General features: G+C 65.8%; 17 protein-coding genes and 1 pseudogene. 9 read left to right on the top strand and 9 right to left on the bottom strand.

The window, feature by feature from the left end:
* Nucleotides 1–62: 62 nt before the first annotated feature.
* Together nirB and ACFV2O_RS35395 are read right to left on the bottom strand one after the other, a co-directional pair.
* Nucleotides 63–2588, bottom strand: a complete 2526-nt coding sequence (nirB, locus tag ACFV2O_RS35400; protein WP_379256055.1) for a nitrite reductase large subunit NirB — start codon at nucleotides 2586–2588, stop codon at nucleotides 63–65.
* Nucleotides 2589–2617: 29 nt separating this feature from the next.
* Nucleotides 2618–4075 carry a nitrate/nitrite transporter gene (locus ACFV2O_RS35395; RefSeq protein WP_379256124.1) on the bottom strand — a complete coding sequence of 486 codons (1458 nt, stop codon included), beginning with the start codon at nucleotides 4073–4075 and terminating at the stop codon, nucleotides 2618–2620.
* Nucleotides 4076–4160: 85 nt separating this feature from the next.
* Between ACFV2O_RS35395 and ACFV2O_RS35390 the strand changes: the two genes are divergently transcribed.
* Nucleotides 4161–4319: a hypothetical protein gene (locus ACFV2O_RS35390; protein WP_355079811.1), complete on the top strand. Its 159-nt coding sequence runs from the start codon at nucleotides 4161–4163 to the stop codon at nucleotides 4317–4319.
* Nucleotides 4320–4424: 105 nt separating this feature from the next.
* Here the strand turns inward: ACFV2O_RS35390 and ACFV2O_RS35385 are convergent, their stop codons facing one another.
* Entirely contained in the window at nucleotides 4425–5681 is a 1257-nt protein-coding gene (locus ACFV2O_RS35385; protein WP_355079813.1) for an MFS transporter, read from the bottom strand.
* A 65-nt stretch (nucleotides 5682–5746) separates the two neighbouring features.
* On the opposite strand from ACFV2O_RS35385, the gene ACFV2O_RS35380 reads away from it, so the two are divergent.
* Entirely contained in the window at nucleotides 5747–6418 is a 672-nt protein-coding gene (locus tag ACFV2O_RS35380) for a FadR/GntR family transcriptional regulator (RefSeq protein ID WP_355079815.1), read from the top strand.
* Nucleotides 6419–6612: 194 nt separating this feature from the next.
* Nucleotides 6613–8094 carry a nitrate/nitrite transporter gene (locus ACFV2O_RS35375; protein WP_355079817.1) on the top strand — a complete coding sequence of 494 codons (1482 nt, stop codon included), beginning with the start codon at nucleotides 6613–6615 and terminating at the stop codon, nucleotides 8092–8094.
* A 193-nt stretch (nucleotides 8095–8287) separates the two neighbouring features.
* Here the strand turns inward: ACFV2O_RS35375 and ACFV2O_RS35370 are convergent, their stop codons facing one another.
* Genes ACFV2O_RS35370 through ACFV2O_RS35355 form a run of 4 tightly spaced genes read right to left on the bottom strand, consistent with a single transcriptional unit; the run spans nucleotide 8288 to nucleotide 11321 of the window.
* On the bottom strand, nucleotides 8288–9061 hold the full coding sequence (locus tag ACFV2O_RS35370; RefSeq protein WP_379256052.1) for an ESX secretion-associated protein EspG: 774 nt from the start codon (nucleotides 9059–9061) through the stop codon (nucleotides 8288–8290).
* Between the two features lie 11 nt (nucleotides 9062–9072).
* Nucleotides 9073–10410: a hypothetical protein gene (locus ACFV2O_RS35365; RefSeq protein WP_379256050.1), complete on the bottom strand. Its 1338-nt coding sequence runs from the start codon at nucleotides 10408–10410 to the stop codon at nucleotides 9073–9075.
* Nucleotides 10410–10793, bottom strand: coding sequence for a hypothetical protein (locus ACFV2O_RS35360; RefSeq protein WP_379256049.1), 384 nt, complete (start codon nucleotides 10791–10793; stop codon nucleotides 10410–10412). The genes ACFV2O_RS35365 and ACFV2O_RS35360 overlap by 1 nt, the downstream gene beginning before the upstream one ends.
* A gap of 15 nt (nucleotides 10794–10808) precedes the next feature.
* Nucleotides 10809–11321, bottom strand: coding sequence for a DUF3558 domain-containing protein (locus ACFV2O_RS35355; protein ID WP_379256048.1), 513 nt, complete (start codon nucleotides 11319–11321; stop codon nucleotides 10809–10811).
* A gap of 284 nt (nucleotides 11322–11605) precedes the next feature.
* Here ACFV2O_RS35355 and ACFV2O_RS35350 point away from each other — a divergent pair, with 284 nt between their 5' ends.
* Nucleotides 11606–12025 (top strand): hypothetical protein, encoded by a 420-nt coding sequence (locus ACFV2O_RS35350; protein ID WP_379256046.1) that lies wholly within the window; start codon nucleotides 11606–11608, stop codon nucleotides 12023–12025.
* 98 nt (nucleotides 12026–12123) lie between these two features.
* Here the strand turns inward: ACFV2O_RS35350 and ACFV2O_RS35345 are convergent, their stop codons facing one another.
* Nucleotides 12124–12339 carry a DUF397 domain-containing protein gene (locus tag ACFV2O_RS35345; protein ID WP_379256045.1) on the bottom strand — a complete coding sequence of 72 codons (216 nt, stop codon included), beginning with the start codon at nucleotides 12337–12339 and terminating at the stop codon, nucleotides 12124–12126.
* Nucleotides 12336–13208, bottom strand: a complete 873-nt coding sequence (locus tag ACFV2O_RS35340; protein WP_379256043.1) for a helix-turn-helix domain-containing protein — start codon at nucleotides 13206–13208, stop codon at nucleotides 12336–12338. The genes ACFV2O_RS35345 and ACFV2O_RS35340 overlap by 4 nt, the downstream gene beginning before the upstream one ends.
* A gap of 161 nt (nucleotides 13209–13369) precedes the next feature.
* On the opposite strand from ACFV2O_RS35340, the gene ACFV2O_RS35335 reads away from it, so the two are divergent.
* The 5 genes and pseudogenes from ACFV2O_RS35335 to ACFV2O_RS35315 all read left to right on the top strand — a co-directional run.
* On the top strand, nucleotides 13370–13813 hold the full coding sequence (locus tag ACFV2O_RS35335) for a hypothetical protein (protein WP_379256041.1): 444 nt from the start codon (nucleotides 13370–13372) through the stop codon (nucleotides 13811–13813).
* Complete coding sequence (locus ACFV2O_RS35330) at nucleotides 13810–14151, top strand: hypothetical protein (protein ID WP_379256039.1); 342 nt, start codon at nucleotides 13810–13812, stop codon at nucleotides 14149–14151. The genes ACFV2O_RS35335 and ACFV2O_RS35330 overlap by 4 nt, the downstream gene beginning before the upstream one ends.
* Nucleotides 14152–14181: 30 nt before the next feature.
* Nucleotides 14182–14814, top strand: a complete 633-nt coding sequence (locus tag ACFV2O_RS35325) for a hypothetical protein (RefSeq protein WP_379256038.1) — start codon at nucleotides 14182–14184, stop codon at nucleotides 14812–14814.
* A 252-nt stretch (nucleotides 14815–15066) separates the two neighbouring features.
* Entirely contained in the window at nucleotides 15067–16266 is a 1200-nt protein-coding gene (locus tag ACFV2O_RS35320) for a Cmx/CmrA family chloramphenicol efflux MFS transporter (RefSeq protein WP_379256037.1), read from the top strand.
* Nucleotides 16267–16598: 332 nt separating this feature from the next.
* Nucleotides 16599–18394, top strand: a pseudogene (locus ACFV2O_RS35315) (DNA-directed RNA polymerase subunit beta); the annotation flags it as partial.

Here is an 18394-nt window from a genome sequence, read left to right as displayed (position 1 = left end):
GTGTCATCCTCCAAACGCCTTACTCATTGGTACCGACGTTCTGTTTCCATGCGGTTAAGCGGTCATTTCCCCTGCGTGGCGACCGGAACTTCCGGCAGTCCGAGCAGGACGGGAACTTTCCGCTCCCCGGATTCGTCGAAGGAAATCGTCGGATCGGCTTCCTCCGGGGCGTTGACGAACGACACGAAGCGAGACAGCTTCTCTTCGTCTTCCAACACCGCGGCCCATTCGTCGCGGTAGCCGGCGACGTGCTGAGCCATCGCCGCCTCCAAATCCTCGGCGATGCCGAGGCTGTCCTCGCAGACGACCTGCTTGAGGTAATCGATGCCGCCTTCCAGCGCCTCCTGCCACGGAGCGGTGCGCTGCAAACGATCAGCGGTGCGGATGTAGAACATCAGGTACCGGTCGATGTACTTGATCAGCGTCTCGTCGTCGAGTTCACCGGCCAGCAGGACGGCGTGCTTCGGGGTGAGACCGCCGTTGCCGCCGACATAGAGGTTCCAGCCGTTCTCCGTGGCGATCACGCCGACGTCCTTGCCGCGCGCCTCTGCGCATTCGCGGGCGCAACCGGAGACCGCCAGCTTCAGCTTGTGCGGCGAACGCAGCCCGCGGTAACGCTTCTCCAGCAGCACGGCCATGCCGACCGAGTCCTGCTGACCGTAGCGGCACCAGGTGGAGCCGACGCAGCTCTTCACCGTGCGCAGCGACTTGCCGTACGCGTGACCGGATTCCATGCCCGCGTCGACCAGCCGCTTCCAGATCAGCGGCAACTGCTCGACGCGCGCGCCGAACAGGTCGATGCGCTGACCGCCGGTGACCTTCACGTACAGGCCGAATTCCTTGGCCACCTCGCCGATGGTGATCAGCTGTTCGGCGGTGACCTCACCACCGGGCATCCTTGGCACCACCGAGTAGGTGCCGTTCTTCTGCAGGTTGGCCAGGAAGTGGTCGTTGGTGTCCTGCAGCCCGGCCTGCTCGCCGTCGAGGATGTGGTCGCTCGAGGTGGAGGCGAGGATGGACGCCACGGTCGGCTTGCAGATGTCGCAGCCGGTTCCCTTGCCGTACTTGGTGATCAGGCCGGAGAAGGTGCGGATGCCGGTGACCTGGACGATCTGGAACAACTCCGCACGCGACTGCTCGAAGTGCTCACACAGCGCCTTGGACATCTCCACGCCGGACTGCTCGAGCAGCTTCTTGAGCATGGGAACGCAACCGCCGCAAGAGGTTCCGGCGCTGGTGCAGCTCTTGATCCCGGGGATGTCGCAGGCGCCTTCTGCGATCGCCCCGCAGATCGCGCCCTTCGACACGTTGTTGCAGGAGCAGATCTGCGCGTCGTCCGGCAGCGCGTCGGCCCCGAGTTCGGCGCCCGCGGGCGAGATCAGCGCGGCCGGTTCGGCGGGCAGCGGGCGGCCGACCAGCGGACGCAGCGCCGAGTAGGCGGTGGCGTCGCCGACCAGGATGCCGCCGAGCAGGGTCTTCGCGTCATCGGAGACGACCAGCTTGGCGTAGGTGCCCTTGGCCGCGTCGTGCAGCACCACCGACAGCGCGCCCTCGGTGACGCCGTGCGCGTCACCGAAACTGGCCACGTCGACACCGAGCAGCTTGAGCTTGGTCGACATGTCCGCACCGGGGAACTCGCCCGCGCCGCCCAACAGGCGGTCGGCCACGATCTCCGCGGTGGTGTAGCCCGGCGCGACGAGGCCGTAGCACACGCCCTCCACCGCGGCGCATTCGCCGATGGCCCAGATGTTCGGGTCGGAGGTCTGCAGGCCCAGGTCGGTGACGATGCCGCCGCGGGGACCAACCTCCAGGCCCGCGTCCCGGGCGATCTGGTCGCGCGGGCGGACACCGGCGGAGAACACGACCAGCCCGGCGTCGATCACCGTCTCGTCGGACAGGGTGACCTTGACTCCCTTGTCGGCCGCCTCGATCGAGGAGGTGCCCACACCGGTGTGCACGTGCAAGCCGAGGTCGGTGACCAGGCGTTCCAGGATGGCGCCGCCGCCCTCGTCTACCTGGGCGGGCATCAGCCGGGTGTTGTATTCGACCACGTGCGGCGTGAGCCCGAGCAGGCGAAGCGCGTTCGCGGCCTCCAGGCCGAGCAAGCCGCCGCCGACCACCACGCCCACCGCGCCGGGACCGGCGGCTTCGGCGGCCGCGCGGATACCGTCGAGGTCGTCGAGAGTGCGGTAGACGAAGCACTCGGGGCTGTCGTGGCCGGGCACCGGCGGCACGAACGGGTAGGAACCGGTGGCCAGCACGAGCGCGTCGTAGGCGAGGATGTCGCCCGAGGACGTGGTCACCTTGCGCGCGGCCCGGTCGATGGACTCGGCGCTCTGGCCCAGCCGCAGCTCGACCAGTTCGTCACCGGCGTACTCGTTGCCGGGCAGCGCGAGCGCGCTCGGGTCCCAGGCGCCGACGTAGGACGAGAGGCCGACGCGGTCGTAGGCGGGCAGCTGCTCCTCGCTGAGGATGATCACCTGCCACTGGCCTTCGGTGTCGCGCGAGCGCAGCGCCTCGACGAACCGGTGCCCGACCATCCCGTGGCCGACGACCACCGCGGTCTTGGGAGCGACTGTGGGGTTCATCTGTGGGTCCTCCTGGACTGGATCGGGTGTCAGGCGCGGGCCGAGCCGGCGGACGGGGACTGGGACTGACCGGCCTCGGCTTCGAGGACGAAGGTCTCGGCTTCGGTCACGACCTCGGAATCGGCGGGCAGGCCGCGCAGGCTGGGACGGCGCAGGAACACCGCCCAGACCACCAGGGCGCAGACCACGTAGAAGGCCATGAACACCCAGAACGCGGTGGTCGCGGACTTGGTGGACGCGTAGGAGGTGCGCAGCACCAGGTTGATGCCCACGCCGCCGAGTGCGCCGATGGCGCCGACGAAACCGATGAGCGCGCCGGAGGTGTTCTGCGACCAGGCCGCCCGTGCGGCGGGCGTGGCGTCCAGGCTTTTTGATTTCGCCTCGAACACCGACGGGATGATCTTGGTGACCGACCCGTTGCCGATGCCGGAGAGCACGAACAAGGCGATGAAGCCGACGACCAGGGCGGTCATCACACCGCCGCCCGCCACGCCGTTGTTGTTGTCGGCGGCCGTGCTGGCCACGGTGACCAGCACGGCCGCCGCCATCATGGCGCCGAAGACATAGAGGGTGACCCGGCTACCGCCGATGCGGTCGGCCCACTTGCCGCCGTAGGGCCGGGCCAGCGAGCCGAGCAGCGGACCGATGAACGCGATCTGCGCGGCGTGCAGCGTGGCCTGCGCCACGGTGTCGCCGCCCGCGCGGAAGCTGATCTGCAGGATCTGGCCGAAGGCGAAGCTGTAGCCGATGAACGAGCCGAAGGTGCCGATGTAGAGGAACGCGATGGCCCAGGACTGCGGCACCTTCAGCGCCGTGAGCATGTAGGACAGGTCGGCCTTCTGGTTGGGCAGGTTGTCCATGAACAGTGCGGCGCCCAGGCCGGCGATCGCGATCAGCACCAGGTAGACCGCGCAGATCAGCGAGGCGTAGCCATTGCCGAGGGTCGCGATGACCAGCAGGCCGATCAGCTGGATCACCGGGACGCCGATATTGCCGCCGCCCGCGTTCAGGCCCAGCGCCCAGCCCTTGAGCCGCTGGGGATAAAAGGCGTTGATGTTGGTCATCGAGGAGGCGAAGTTGCCGCCGCCGAAGCCCGCGAACGCGGCGATCACCAGGAACGTCGTGTACGAGGTGCCCGGCTGGTTGATGAAGTACAGCGCGAGCAGCGTCGGCACCAGCAGCATCGCCGCGCTGAAGACGGTCCAGTTGCGCCCGCCGAAGCGCGCGGTCGCCACGGTGTAGGGAATCCGCAGGAACGCGCCGACCAGCGTGGGCATGGCGACCAGGAAGAACTTGCCCGCCGGGTCGATGCCGAACTTGTCGGTCGGCATGAACAGCACCATCACCGACCAGATCGACCAGACCGAGAAGCCGACGTGCTCGGCGAAGACCGACCAGATCAGGTTGCGGCGGGCGATGTCCTTGCCGCCCGCTTCCCAAGCGGCGACGTCCTCCGCATCCCAATGATCGAGATGCGGCCTGCGGATCTTCGTCCGTCCCAGCGCTTCCAGACGGTTGCGCGTCAGCGTGCTCAACGGGGCCTCCCAAAGTCGGTTGGCCCCACGGTAGGAAATGGGTATTGCCGAAATGCTGCGCGAAATGACCGTCAAATCAACGGTTGCTCACGATTACCGGTTCCGGGAGGTGAGTTTCGACCAAATGTTTCAGGCATGTGACGCAACAGTTTCCGTGCGTCACGAAAAGGCTTATCTCGAATTCGCCGACCGGTGAGGTGTGACGCGCGCTACTCCGTGCAATTCGAATGCGCCCATCCTGACCCTGTTCGCACAGCCGCGCAACCCGAACTGTGAGATTTCCGGCCGACGGCCGCGCGCGTCAATTCCAGGTGTCCTCGAGCACGCGCGGCTTGCATGCCTGCCACGCACCGGCCAGCAGCACCAGCACGGCGACGCCGAGCATCGCGAACGGAGCCAGCCAGCCGCCCGTGGCCGTGTGCAGCACGCCGAACAACAGCGGACCCACGCAGGCCACCGCGTAGCCGACGCCCTGGGTGAAGCCGGACAGCGCGGCCGACCCGGCAGGCGTGCGGGTGCGCAGGTTGATCAGCGTCAGCGCCATCGGGAAGGTGCTCGGACCGAGGCCGAGCACGACCACCCACAGGATCGGTGCCGCCATCGGCGCGACCAGCAGCCCGGCGAACGCGATGAAGAACAGCGCCGCGCAACCCACCACCACGGGGAACGGATTGCGGAATCGTGCCACCACGGTCGGCGCGCTGAGCGCGGCGACCAGGCCGACCACGGCGAACAGACCGACCATGGCTCCGCCGTACGCCGCGCTCGCACCGGCCTCGCTCAGGATCTTCGGCAACCAGGCGAACATCGCGTAGGTGGTGAGCGAGGTCATGCCGAACATGCCCGCCATGCCCCAGGCGATCGGCGAACGCCACACCCGCCCGCTGTGCGGCTCCCGCACCGGCACGGCCGTGCGGTCCGCGCCGTCGTGCCCGCGACGGCCGCGCAGCACCGCCACCCACGGCACCGCCGCGGCGAAGCCGAGCAGACCCCACACGCCGAGCGAGACGCGCCAGCCGTGCGCGTCCGCCACCGGGACCGCGGTGACGGCGGGCACGACCGTGCCGAGTTGCACCATCACTATGTAGAGCGAGCTGATCCCGGCCAGGCGATCCGGGAAGTACCGCTTCACCAGCGGCGGAATCACCACGTTGCCGATACCCATGCCCGCGAGGGCGAGCGCGGAGAACACCAGCAGTTCGGCGGTGCCCGACATCAGCACCCGGATCGACATGCCCGCGCCCGCCATCAGCATGGCCGTCAGCGCGGTGCGCTCCAGCCCGAGCCGGACCGCCAAGACCGGGGTGAGCAGCCCGGACAGCGCGAACATGGCGGTGGGGAGCATCCCGAAGACGCCGACAACGGCGGTGCCGTAACCGATTTCGGCGCCGATCCGCTCGGCGAGCGGGCTGAACGCGGTGACCGCGACTCGTAGGGTGAGCGCCGACATCACGATGGCTGCCAGGACCAGCGCCCGGCCCTCGATCAGCGCACGTCGACGGCGCTCGACCAGGACGGATTCCTGGCGAGCCTCGGTTTCGGGAAGGGTCGCAGACACCGAGAAATCATAGGATGACCGGATGAAGTGCGGCAACGATTTGTGATGGGCGGTACTCTGTCGAGGTGCAACCCGTCCGGCGCACCAGCCTCATCGCCCAGGTCACCGAGCAGCTGCGTGCCGAAATCCGTTCCGGCCGTTGGCCGATCGGCTCCCGCATTCCCACGGAGCCGGAGCTCACCGAGCTCACCGGCACCGGCCGCAACACGGTGCGCGAGGCCGTCCAGGCCCTCGTGCACGCCGGCATGCTGGAGCGTCGCCAAGGTTCCGGAACGTACGTGATCGCCGCATCGGACCTCGGCGGAACTCTCGGCAAATATTTCGCCGACGCCGAGGAACGCGACGTGCTGGAGCTGCGCCTCGCGCTGGACGTCACCGCCGCGGGCCTGGCCGCGCGCCGCCGCGACGACTCCGACATCGCGAACCTGCTGCGCCTGCTGGCCGAACGCGACAAGAAATGGGAAGACGACCCCGCCTCCGCGATCGAGGCGGACGTCCAGTTGCACCGCGCGATCGTCGTCGCCAGCCACAACGCGGTGTATCTCGAGTTCTACGATTCGCTGCTGCCCATCATCGAACAGGTCATCCGCGCGCGGACCGCCAAATCGGATGACTCCTATACCGACGAACACGCCGCGCTCGTGCACGCCGTGATCGACGGCGATCCCGAACGGGCCGCCTCCGCGACACGCTGCTTCCTCAACTCTCTCATCGCGGAATATCCGGACGCGCGATAAACGGCGTCAGGTAACCAAGTGGTCACCATTCCCGGCCGCGCAATGTGAGTCGGATTTGCCGGGAACGTCATCGAGGGCCACGGGGACGCAACAAGCGGCTCATACCTTTGTCTCGACCGTAGCTAGGCACTCGACAGCCGCCGGCGGCACTGCGCCGCGATGAGGGCCGGTCGAGCCGAATCGAGAGGAAGCCGATGACCGCCGTAGCAGCCACCGGCCAGCAGTCGCAGCCAACGACTTTCGAATATCAGAAACGTGGCCGGTGGCTCGACCACTGGGATCCCGACAATCCGACGTTCTGGGCATCCGGCGGTGCGAAAACCGCGCGGAAGAATCTGATCTTCTCCGTGTTCGCCGAGAATCTCGGCTTCAGCATCTGGGTCATCTGGGGCACCGTGGTGACCAGCATGGGCGCCGCCGGATTCGACTTCCTCGCCGGGCTCGGCAAGGGCAACCCCACCGCGGTGAGCAACGCGCTGCTGCTGACCTCCACCCCCACCCTGGTCGGCGCCGCGCTGCGCATTCCGTACACCTTCGCCGTTCCCCGATTCGGCGGCCGGGCGTTCACCGTCTTCAGTGCGGGGATGCTGCTGTTTCCCACGCTCGGCCTGGCCTACTTCGTCAACCAGCCGGGCACTCCGATGTGGGTGTTCCTGCTGCTCGCGGCGCTCGCGGGCGTCGGAGGCGGCAACTTCTCCTCCTCGATGGCCAACATCAACTTCTTCTTCCCCGAGGGCAAGAAGGGTGCGGCGCTGGGCATCAACGCGGCGGGCGGCAACCTGGGCGTCGCCCAGACCCAGCTGGTGCTGCCGTTGCTGATCACCCTCGGCACGCACATCATGGCCAAGGATCCGGGCGGCTATCGCTTCGGCATCACGCTCTCGGTGCTGGTCTGGGTGCCGTTCATCCTGGCCGCCGCGTTCGGCGCGCTGCGTTACATGGACAGCATCGGCACCGCCAAGTCCGATGGGAAGTCCTACCGGCGGGCGCTCACCAACCGGCACACCTGGGTGATGGCGATCCTCTACATCGGCACCTTCGGATCGTTCATCGGCTTCTCCTTCGCCTTCCCGACCCTCATCAAGGCCAACTTCCCGGACCTGGCGAAGATCGGCTGGATCACCACGCTCGGTAACCTCGCGTTCCTCGGCGCACTGGTCGGGTCGTTCAGCCGTCCGTTCGGCGGCTGGGTGTCGGACAAGGTAGGCGGCGCGAAGATCACCCTGTACGTCTTCGGCGGCATGGCGGTCGCGGTCGCGCTGATCATGGCCGGGCTGGAACTGAAGAGCTTCCCGCTGTACCTGATCGCGTTCCTGCTGCTGTTCGTGCTCACCGGCATCGGCAACGGCTCGACCTACCGGATGATCCCGACCATCTTCAGCGCGGAGTCCAAGAAGTACGCCGCCGAGCACGGCCTCGACCTCACCGAAGCCGCGGCCTCGGCCAAACGTCAAGCGGGCGCGGCGATCGGCGTCATCGGCGCGGTCGGCGCCTCCGGCGGCTGGCTGTTGCAGCAGGCGCTGCGGTTGTCCAACACCCACCTGCACAGCATGGCCCCCGCGTTCTGGGCCTACGCCGGTGCGTTCCTGGTGATGGCGGCCATCACCTGGTGGTTCTACCTGCGGTCCTCGTTCGCCATCCAGCGCGTCCCCTCGCTGGCCTACGCGAACGTCTGACCGCTCCGCCTGTCCCGCGGTCCGGACCCCGCGGGACACGGGCGTCACATCCGCCGCCCCCTCCGGCGGAGCCGCCCACCCCACAACCGAACGTCCGCTCGTCGCCCGGGGCCAGATCCCGGGTCCGGCAACGGGTCCCGGCCTGCACCGGGACGACGCGCGGACGTTCGGTTATGTCCGAGAAGAGTTCGGGTCAGTACGGTAAATGGACCCCGTCGCGCACTTCCTTGACCGTTCTGGTGATCATCTGTTGCAGGGTGGCGGCGATGCGCTCGGGGGTGGTGGGTTTGATCGTCAGCAGATCTGCGCCGAACGTGACGTAGCGACCGTCGTTTTCGACGTCGTTCAGCTGGAAATCCTTGCGGCCGTAGGTATGCCGGTTGTCGACGCTACCCATCGCGTAAACGCCGACGTGACCGATCAACGTCATTGCCCGGGTGAAGAACCGCTCGAACTCCTCCCGCGGCGTCGGTCGCCAAGCGTCGCGGACCGGCGGCCTCGGCCGCGCCAACTCCTCTGCGGAAGCCTGCAACTGTTTCCCCTGCCCCGGGCCGCAGACGGGGAAAACGTCGACCACTGCCCGCGCCACCGCACCGGCGGGTAACAACGTCAGCACCACGTCACCGCCGTGTTCGGGGTCCGGTCCCGGTTCCTGCACCGCGACCGCGCCGTGCTCGTAGTGCACCCCCGCATGGGCCCGCAGCCTGCGATTGCGACGCTTACCGGCGAAACCGGCCACTTCCACCCGGGCCTCCGGCGCCAGCAGCACTTCCACCGCACGCAACAACTCGTCATCGATGCGCGGGCGCAGCGACTGCGCCGCCGCCTGCCGCAACCGCAGACTCTCCGACCGAAATTCCGTCATGTACTGGTGCTGCAAGGGATACGGCAGCACATCCCGGCCGGTGGACTCCCACAGTGTCCGGAATTCGAGCGCGGTGAACCGCCAGTTCTGCACCTCGGGCATCAGCGACGTCCTTATCGCGGGTTGTCCCCGATGACCGGCGGCACCGTCCCGGGCAACTCGTCCAATCCCATGAGCTCATTGCCGTGCTCCTGAGTGATCAGGTAATCCGGAATGCCCTTGGTGGATTCCTCATCCGACTTGCCGCCGCGCGCACCCGGAGCCATTCCGCCCATACCGCTCGCACCGGCGCGGCCGGGAGAGGTGCCGGTCCGCGCGGCGGCCGGAACCGCGTTGGTGCTGTTCGGTGTGCCTTTCGACGGCACCGAGACACCGAGTGCACCGGGACCGGTCGGACTTCCCGGACTGCCGGGTGTGCTCGAGTGCGGACTGCCGGGACTGCTCGGCGATGTGCTCGTAGGAGTCGTCGAGGCAGGCGTTGTCGAAGAGGGCGTGGTGGAAGCTGGTGTGGTCGTGTCCTGCGTAGTCGACGCCGGGTCGGTACTTGTCGACTCCGATGTTTTCGAGGCGTCGTCCGAGGGTTGGTTGCTCGACTGAGTCGTCGGGTCCTCGGTGGAGTTCGTACCGGAGGGATCCGAGCTGGGCGACGAAGTTCCCGACGGGTTACCGGTGCCAGTGTTCGTGCCTCGCGGGCCGCTGCCGTCACCGATGCCACCTGGATTCGCGGTGGTCGCCGGACGGGGAATCACCGGCACATTGGTATCGGACTCCATCACGACCGGAGCGTAGACGGTTCTCAACACGCGAACTGCCTCGGTCTTCGTGTTGTACTCGGCGACATCGTCATTGCGCCATCCCCGCCCGGCGACGAAGGCGAGAGCGTTGCCGATTCCGCTGCGATGTTCCGGCGCGTGCGGGACCAATTGCTTGGTCGGCTCCAGCCCGGTCAGCAATTCGGCCAGCTTGTTGCCGGTCAGCCGGGCCGCGTTCGAAACCTGGGCACCTTGTGCGGCATAGTCACCGACCGCACTCGCTGCGGCATTGCGCGCCTCACCCCGCCACACACTGTCGTCGGTAGCCCGCGCCATGGCTTTCGTAAAGGTGTCCAAAGAGGTTTGGTGCCGATCGGCGATGGTGTTCCACGCGGTCACCAGGTCGCCGACCGCTTTCAAATCGATCTGATCGACCTTGCCACGCAGCGTCGCGATATCGTGCCGCTCGAACTCGTCCGCGTCGAGGACCTCCCTCGGCCGGAATTCGCCCTGGAACCCGACATCGGAGGCCCGGCCTCGCACACCGTCGCGCTGCCGGTTGTACTTGTCCTGCACCCCGGCCACATCGACGTCCGGCTGCAACTCCTCACCCGATATCCAATTGGTGACGTTGCGAAGCATCGTCGAACCGAGTTCCCCCATATCGAAGACTCGCAGAGAGTCGAACGGGTTGCCCATCAGCGCACCTGCTCGGTGGTGTTCGTGAACTGCGTCGCGTTCTCGATGTCCTTCCCGGTGATGCGCTTGAACGAGATCGCCATGACCTCACGCATGTTCTTCACGGTCTCGATGTGTTCCAGGATGATCTGGTCGATCGAATTACCGTCCCCAGTACCCTGTTTCAAGAATTTGGTTTCAAGACCCCGGGCCATATCGAAATCACCGAAACCGCTGACATTCTGCACTCTGCGTGACAGGTCGCGAATACCTTCTAGATCGGCGATTCGCTGGTCACACGCCTTCGCGCAGAGATATGCAGCATTCTCGTCGTCGAGATACAGTTCCCCTCCCCGCGCTTGACTGACGAGTCGACTCCAAACCGATGCGTTGTCCTCGCTCATATCGCCCCTCCCTGATCAACGCGGTAGTACCGGTACGATCGACTCCCCGACGCGGTTCAGGACCACGCACGGGTCTTCGAGGTTGTCCTGGCCAGCCCTGTTCATGGTAGCTACCTGCATGACGCCCTGAGCTGCCGGAAAAAGCACATCGCAGTCGAAATTCTTCGAGGCGCCCTCGACCCGGAATTGACGGCCTTGACGACCGGCCACAGTGACGTCCTTGAAATCGACGTTTCCAGGCTTGCGCTCGAATTCCGCCACAGTGCGACCGGTCGAGTACACCGTGATGGAGTACTTCGAACCCTTCCAACTACAGATCTCCCAGCCGGACTGATGCACTCCCGCGATACCGGACTCCTCGGTTTTCGGATCGACGCCCGCAGCCCGCAGCGCATCGTCGGGAATCCCAGTGCAGGGATTGAACAGAGCCTGTGTCGCTGTGGTGCTGGAACCCGTCGCAGGCGATCCGCTCGTGGTGTCTTCACATCCCGCGGCACCGGTCGCCAGCGCTCCGATGAGCAGTGCCAACAGGATTCGATGACTCATCCCCACCCTCTCGACCCGTGACGACTCAAGTTGGCCAACAGTAGCAGACGAGCAGCGCGGCGCTCCTTGGTCGCGCTGGTCCAGAGGCGTTCTGCGCGTGCCAGGTGTGATGCGGCCGGGAGACTGGTGCCGGGAAGCGGCGGGGTCCTCTCCCTGTTGGGACGTACAGAGTTTGGGGCCCAATCTATGGTGGCAAGGCAGTAACGAGTTCGACGAAAGCTAGGACATACGACTGAGTTCGACGAATTGTTCAAGGAGCTGGAACGATGAAGTTTGGCAAGATCGTGGCCGGGTTTGCGCTCGCTGCCGCCGCAGTCTCTGTTGCTCCCGCCGTCGCCTCCGCTGACGATCCGGAGTTTCCGCGCAACGGTGTTATCCCGCCCGGCACTTATCACATCGGGCGGGGTCCCTCCAATGTGATCGGGTCGCCGATCGAGAACTGCGACCTGCAAGTTTTTGTGGATGGTAGGACGGTGGTTCTGGTGTGCGGGACCTCCACCCGGGGAGGGCATCAGATGCCGGTCGGCCCGGACGAGACGTATGTTTCGTTCGACTTCGTGCCCGTTGGGCTCGATCTGCATGACATCGACCCCCGACAGGGGCTTTGGAGCGGAACGGTGAATATCGCCGGGACTCCGATTGTTGCCCCGTACCCGCTGGCAGCAGTATGGCTCAACCGCCGTTGAACCGGACGGGCCAGTAGCGTGCTGCTTCCGTCAGTGTCGTGACAGATACGGCCCGGACATCGGGCCGAGGTCCGGACTGTTTGTCGCCTCTTCCGATTTCACCCATCAGAGTGCGGACCGAACGCGCCAGTCGTGACGCATGCGATGAAGGCGTCCCATTGTCCCGGCCTGAGGATCAACGCCGCGCCGGTCGGGTTCTTCGAATCACGGACGCCAACCCGACCGGCGTCGAACCAAGCGATCTCCACACACGCTTCGCCACCATCGCTGTAGCTCGACTTGAACCATTGCGCACTGGATAGCTCAGAAGTCACTGATCGTATCTCCTCGCCATGGTACGCAACAGGTCTCTCGAAGGCTGCTCGTGCAGAGCAGCGCCACGAAGGGCGTCCATGATAGTTTGAAATCTCGCTACATCGTCATGCTGCTCGAAAATCATTGTTCCTACGGCTCCTTCGGTGTAAACGACCGATGGCTCGCGCAGGAAGTCCAGGATTATGTACGGCGGTATCGCCGCTCCCGAAGGCAAGCCTGCGGCGAAGGGCACGATTCGGATCGAAATATTGTCTCGCACGCTCATATCCGCAATATGTCGATGCTGTCCCGCCATAGTCCGCCTGGAGCCCACCACGGTATGCAACACCGCCTCGTGCAGTAAGAACTCCGCTCGCATCGGCATATGGCGGCGCGTTAGTATCGCGGATCGCTTCATTCGCAGAGCTACACGCCTCTCCACATCTTCCAAGGTGACCCTCGGTGGGTGCGATTCCACATTCCGCGCATAATCGGCGGTCTGCAACAGCCCGGGCACGATAAGCGACTGGAAAAAGTGAAGTTCAGCTGCCGCCACCTCCAGATGAAGATAAGTGTTGAACCCCGGCCGGATCAGGCTCCGATAGTCTTGCCACCAGATCTTCGTATTGGTCTGGTCCACAAGCGATTTCAGGTACTCCGTCCGCTCCTCCGTCAGCCCGTAGTACTCGCAGATGAACTCGATGTCCCGAACCTTGATCTTCTCGTTCTGCCCCAGTTCCAGCCGTCCGAGCGCGGATCGGCTGATCTCCAGGACCTCGGCTACCTGCTCGAGGGTATAGCCGTTGGCCTGACGTGCGTCGCGCAGTGCGCGGCCCAACTGGCGACGCGGCAGCGTCGTCCGGCCGACGTCCGACTTGGTACCGACCATTTCCGTTGCGTCCTCCCCTGCTGTCCCACGGTGTGACCTGCTTTTTCCCACGGCGAGAATCGACATCCGCGCACTCGGGAAGCGCTCAGCGCGAATGCGCCGATTGCCGGGCACCGGTCGATTCGAGCTCCCCGTCGTGAGCACGTTCGCAGCATATGCACATGGCCGAAGAACACGGAACAGAACTCGAATTCGTCACGAATTCCCGCGCACCGGCGCCGGTTACGTGCGATCAACAGCCGACGAGTCACGGCATCGGGCCGCACCGGCCTGGGCGTCACGAGGCCACGGACGGCCTCCTCGTTCCGCCCGGAATCTGCCGTCGCGCCGATGTGCAGTTGGCGCACGAGCAGATGCGGGCGCACCTGACTTGCCGGATCGGGCGGTGTGCGTGGAAGGCGGCGGCGTACCGCACACTCGTCATCACCGGTCGGCTGATACCGCAGGCGGTGAGCCACCGGGAACGCGCCGCCGCCCGAGGACTCCGGTTCCCGTCCCATGACGGACACGACAACGCCGACCGCGCTCTCGACGTGCGCACGATTCAGGCTGTGCTGGAGCAATTGTCGGCGTTGGCGGCCCCACCGGAATCCTTCCGGGGGTGAGCCGATTGCATCGGACCACAACGGGAACCGCACAGGCCGGCTGGCGGATGGTGGGCAGTCGCATCGAAATCGCGTTCTTGCGTGACGAAGCCGATCCCACACCCGCCTACCGGCTGCGCAACAACGGCGACACCGTGCCGATCCCGCTGGGCGAGAACGGATTCGTCGCCTTCGATGAGCGCGCGCTGCCGGATCTGGCACAGGTCCGCGAATGGTTCCCGCGCCACTTCCGGCTGTGGGACGCGGTGCGCATCGAGTTCTGGGACATTCTGCTGCCCGCACACGGAGCACGCACCACGGATCCTCCCCGACCGCCCCAGCCGGGTGAGTTCGCCTGACCGATTCCACGCCCCCTCCAGAGAGCGAAAATGCCCGATCGACGAAATCGACCACAGGACAAGTCGCGCAAGCCGACGAGTTCCGCCATCCGATACCCGCCCAGCGCCACGATCGATTCGCTACTCGCGGCCATGCTGGCCGAGCGTCGCGCAGACGCCGCCGACAGCGACACCGTGCATTTCTGGGGATTCGCCCGCACCGGAAGCGCCACCGCGCACGACGCGGCCCACACCCCGATAGTCCTCGATCCCGACGCCGAACGCTCTCCCGTCCTGGATTCGGCCGAATGGCTGATCCGACGATTCACCGGCCGCCTGTGGGCGTTCGGGCTCGCCTACCTGACGGTGGGCGAGATATTCACCAGCCCGCACGAGGCGATGCAGGCCGCGGCCGCGGGCCGATCGAGTGAACGCGCCACCGCCGATCCCATCTGCGCGGCAACGATATTCGACGCCCGAGGACGCACCTATACGTCGCTGACGTACACCCACCTGCCCGAACTCGGACCGACGCCCACCTCGGTGGGCGATACCCGCCAGTGCACCGACGCCTGGATAGCCCTCTTCGACCAGCGCGCCGTAGCGGCGCATGTGTGGGCGGCGGCCATAACGCTCGATCCGTCCGCGAACCACGCCGCCATAGCCCGCCTACGGGGTCACTGAAAAATCGCGTTGGCCCCGCCTGCACGCGTTGTTATGGTGTGGTCGTGAATTCCCCGGAGTCGTCCAGACGGTAGCCGCCCGGCATACGCGCCGGGCGGCGTTGTGAATGCGAAACCGCTGGTCGTAGCGCGACCGAGTGGTTATTTCGCAACGCCGGACAAAGCTGGTCTCTCCGCGGAGGGTGACGGTTCACCCGATTTCCGCGACCATCTCGGGCGCTTTGTCGCGCCCTGTATCCGGGGAGTTCCTTTTATGCCCATTGTGGTGTTCGTGCTGGCTGTCGCGGTGTTCGCGCAGGGCACGTCCGAGTTCATGGTGTCGGGGTTGCTGGAGGCGATCGCCGTCGATGTCGGAGTCACGCTCGGCACCGCCGGTCTGCTGACCTCCCTGTTCGCGGCGGGCATGGTGCTCGGCGCGCCGGTGATGGCGATGGCGGCGGGCAGGTTGCCGGTCCGGCACTCGATAGCGACGTTCTTGGCGGTGTTCTGCGCTGCTCATGTCGTCGGCGCCGTGACCAGCGAGTTCACGGTGCTGCTGATGACGCGGGTCGTCGCGGCGGTCGCCAACGCGGGATTCCTGGCAATCGCGCTGGCCGCTCTGCCGCACTTGGTCGGCTCGTCCATGGTGGGTCGCGCGACCTCGGTGGTGGTGTCCGGGGTGACCGTGGCGTGTATCGCGGGGGTACCGGCCGGCACGGTGCTGGGGCAGGTCTGGGATTGGCGTATCGCGTTCTGGGCTGTCGCGATCGTCAGCGGGGCAGCGGTGATTCCGGTGTGGGCGATGGTGCCCCGTACGGCTCGCACCGGTGATCGCCCGGCCATAGGTGAGTCCTCTTTGCTGCGGGAGTGGGCGGTACTCGGCGAACGGCCGGTACTCACCTCGGTGCTGGTCGCGGTGCTGGTCAACGCTGCGACGTTCGCGGGATTCACGTTCCTCGGTTCGATCACCGCAGGGCTCTCCACAGCGGACAGCCGCTGGGTTCCGATCGTGCTGGCCCTGTTCGGCATCGGTTCGTTCGTCGGCGTGACGGTCTGCGGCCGCCACAGCGACCGTCATCGCGAGCGGATCGTCACTGTGGGAACGAGTGGTCTCGTCGGAGTGTGGTTACTGGCCGCTCTGACCGCGCACGTACTGCCCGGCGTCGCGATCATGGCGACAGTGTCCGGGGCGGTCGCGTTCGGAGTGGGATCGACACTGATCACGACGATCGTGCAGACCGCGGCGCCCGCCGCGCCCCGGATCGCGGGCGCGCTGGCCACCACGGCGTTCAATATCGGCGCCGTGCTCGGCCCCCTCACCGCCGCCGTGGTCGTCGACCACACCGGTCAGCCCGCGAAGGCGTTGTGGTGTGGCACGGTTCTCACACTCGCCGCGGCCACGGTCGTGCGGGCGACGAGGCGACCGGTCGCATCACCGGCGGCGACCGCCGCGGCAGGCGACCCGCTCGAGTAATGCTGGCGAATTACCGCTAATAGACTTGACGAACGGAGGATCGAGATGTCACTATAAATATGGGAAGACACAGGAAATGGCGTGTCTTCTTTCTTGTTGTCTCTCGACATCGGTCGAAATCGGGTGTAATTTAGGGCTTCGCGCCGGGTCGCGTGCTGTCCAACTCTCGAAATACGAATTGACCGTGGAAAGTGGCACAGTCTGCGTGCCACCTTCTACCCGTTGTTGTCGAGTCATGTTCGGACACGGTCCAGCACGGTGCGCCATGTGAATTACCGCCCACAGGACAAGCAGATACCGTGACGCCCACGCGAACGTATGGGCGTCACGAGGTGCTGGAAGGACGCATCTTGACAGTCTCGAGTCAGACCGACGTCTATGCCGCAACGCCCGCCGATTCCGGAGTCTCCCCCTCGCCGAAACGGCTCTCGTTCGCGAAGATCCGTGAGCCCCTCGAAGTGCCGGGCTTGCTGGAAGTCCAGACCGATTCGTTCGAATGGTTGATCGGCACGCCCGCCTGGCGCGAACGGGCAACCGCGCGCGGCGAATCCGGCGCCGGTGGATTGGCGGAGGTGCTCGCGGAGATCAGCCCGATCGAGGACTTCTCCGGCTCCATGGCGCTGACGCTCTCCGATCCGCGCTTCGAAGAGGTCAAGGCCTCGATCGATGAGTGCAAGGACAAGGACATGACGTATGCGGCTCCGTTGTTCGTGACGGCGGAGTTCATCAACAACAACACCGGTGAGATCAAGAGCCAGACGGTCTTCATGGGTGATTTCCCGATGATGACCGATAAGGGCACGTTCATCATCAACGGCACCGAGCGGGTCGTGGTGTCGCAGTTGGTGCGTTCGCCGGGTGTCTATTTCGACCACAGTGTCGACAAGGGCACGGAGAAGGACTTGCACAGTGTGCGGGTCATCCCGAGCCGTGGCGCGTGGCTGGAGTTCGATGTGGACAAGCGCGACACCGTGGGTGTGCGCATCGACCGCAAACGCCGCCAACCCGTGACGGTGCTGCTCAAGGCCCTCGGCTGGACGAGTGAGCGGATCGTCGAGCGCTTCGGCTTCTCCGAAGTGATGATGACGTCCCTGGAGAAGGACAGCACATCGGGCACCGATGAGGCGCTGCTCGACATCCATCGCAAGCTGCGTCCGGGCGAGCCGCCGACGAAGGAGTCCGCGCAGACCCTGTTGGAGAACCTGTTCTTCAAGGAGAAGCGCTACGACTTGGCGCGCGTGGGCCGGTACAAGGTCGACAAGAAACTCGGCATCCGCAGCGGCGGCTCGCCGGCGCTCACCGAGGACGACATCGTCACGATCATCGAATACCTGCTGCGCCTGCACGCGGGCGAGAAGACCATGACCGCTCCCGGCGGCGTCGAGGTGCGGGTCGAGGTCGACGATATCGACCATTTCGGCAACCGTCGGCTGCGCACCGTCGGCGAGTTGATCCAGTCCCAGGTCCGGCTGGGGCTGTCACGGATGGAGCGCGTGGTCCGCGAACGGATGACCACTCAGGACGTCGAGGCGATCACGCCGCAGACCCTGATGAACATTCGTCCCGTCGTCGCGGTGCTCAAGGAGTTCTTCGGAACCTCGCAGCTGTCCGTATTCTTGGATGAGCGCAACCCGCTGGCGAGCTTGACCCAGAAACGCCGTCTCTCGGCGCTGGGCCCGGGTGGTCTGTCCCGGGAGCGCGCCGGTCTGGAAGTCCGCGATGTGCACTACAGCCATTACGGCCGCATGTGCCCGATCGAGACTCCGGAAGGGCCGAATATCGGCCTGATCGGCTATATGTCGGTGTACGCGCGGGTGAATCCGTTCGGCTTCATCGAGACGCCGTACCGAAAAGTGGTCGACGGCAGGGTCACCGACGAGGTGGACTACCTGACCGCCGACCAGGAAGACCTGCATGTCGTGGCGCAGGCGAACGAGCCGCTCGATGCCGCGGGGCGTTTCGTGAACGCGCGAATCGCGGTGCGCCGCAAGAATTCCGAGGTAGAGCTCGTCGGATCCGCCGAGATCGACTATATGGACGTCTCGCCGCGCCAGATGGTGTCGGTCGCGACGGCGATGATCCCGTTCCTCGAGCACGACGACGCCAACCGCGCCCTGATGGGCGCGAA

This window comes from Nocardia sp. NPDC059691, assembly GCF_042733915.1.
Taxonomy (GTDB): domain Bacteria; phylum Actinomycetota; class Actinomycetes; order Mycobacteriales; family Mycobacteriaceae; genus Nocardia; species Nocardia sichangensis.
The sequence above is the reverse complement of the archived record's forward strand: the minus strand, read 5'-3'. Positions and strand labels throughout refer to the sequence as shown.

What these genes read in the sequence shown, in the direction of transcription:
- ACFV2O_RS35335 (WP_379256041.1), top strand. Translation starts at nt 13,370, where the DNA reads ATGGCCGAAGAACACGGAACAGAACTCGAATTCGTCACGAATTCCCGC.
- nirB (WP_379256055.1), bottom strand. Translation starts at nt 2,588, where the DNA reads ATGAACCCCACAGTCGCTCCCAAGACCGCGGTGGTCGTCGGCCACGGG.
- ACFV2O_RS35340 (WP_379256043.1), bottom strand. Translation starts at nt 13,208, where the DNA reads ATGGTCGGTACCAAGTCGGACGTCGGCCGGACGACGCTGCCGCGTCGC.
- ACFV2O_RS35320 (WP_379256037.1), top strand. Translation starts at nt 15,067, where the DNA reads ATGCCCATTGTGGTGTTCGTGCTGGCTGTCGCGGTGTTCGCGCAGGGC.
- ACFV2O_RS35365 (WP_379256050.1), bottom strand. Translation starts at nt 10,410, where the DNA reads ATGGGCAACCCGTTCGACTCTCTGCGAGTCTTCGATATGGGGGAACTC.
- ACFV2O_RS35350 (WP_379256046.1), top strand. Translation starts at nt 11,606, where the DNA reads ATGAAGTTTGGCAAGATCGTGGCCGGGTTTGCGCTCGCTGCCGCCGCA.
- ACFV2O_RS35325 (WP_379256038.1), top strand. Translation starts at nt 14,182, where the DNA reads ATGCCCGATCGACGAAATCGACCACAGGACAAGTCGCGCAAGCCGACG.
- ACFV2O_RS35370 (WP_379256052.1), bottom strand. Translation starts at nt 9,061, where the DNA reads ATGCCCGAGGTGCAGAACTGGCGGTTCACCGCGCTCGAATTCCGGACA.
- ACFV2O_RS35360 (WP_379256049.1), bottom strand. Translation starts at nt 10,793, where the DNA reads ATGAGCGAGGACAACGCATCGGTTTGGAGTCGACTCGTCAGTCAAGCG.
- ACFV2O_RS35375 (WP_355079817.1), top strand. Translation starts at nt 6,613, where the DNA reads ATGACCGCCGTAGCAGCCACCGGCCAGCAGTCGCAGCCAACGACTTTC.
- ACFV2O_RS35390 (WP_355079811.1), top strand. Translation starts at nt 4,161, where the DNA reads ATGGGTATTGCCGAAATGCTGCGCGAAATGACCGTCAAATCAACGGTT.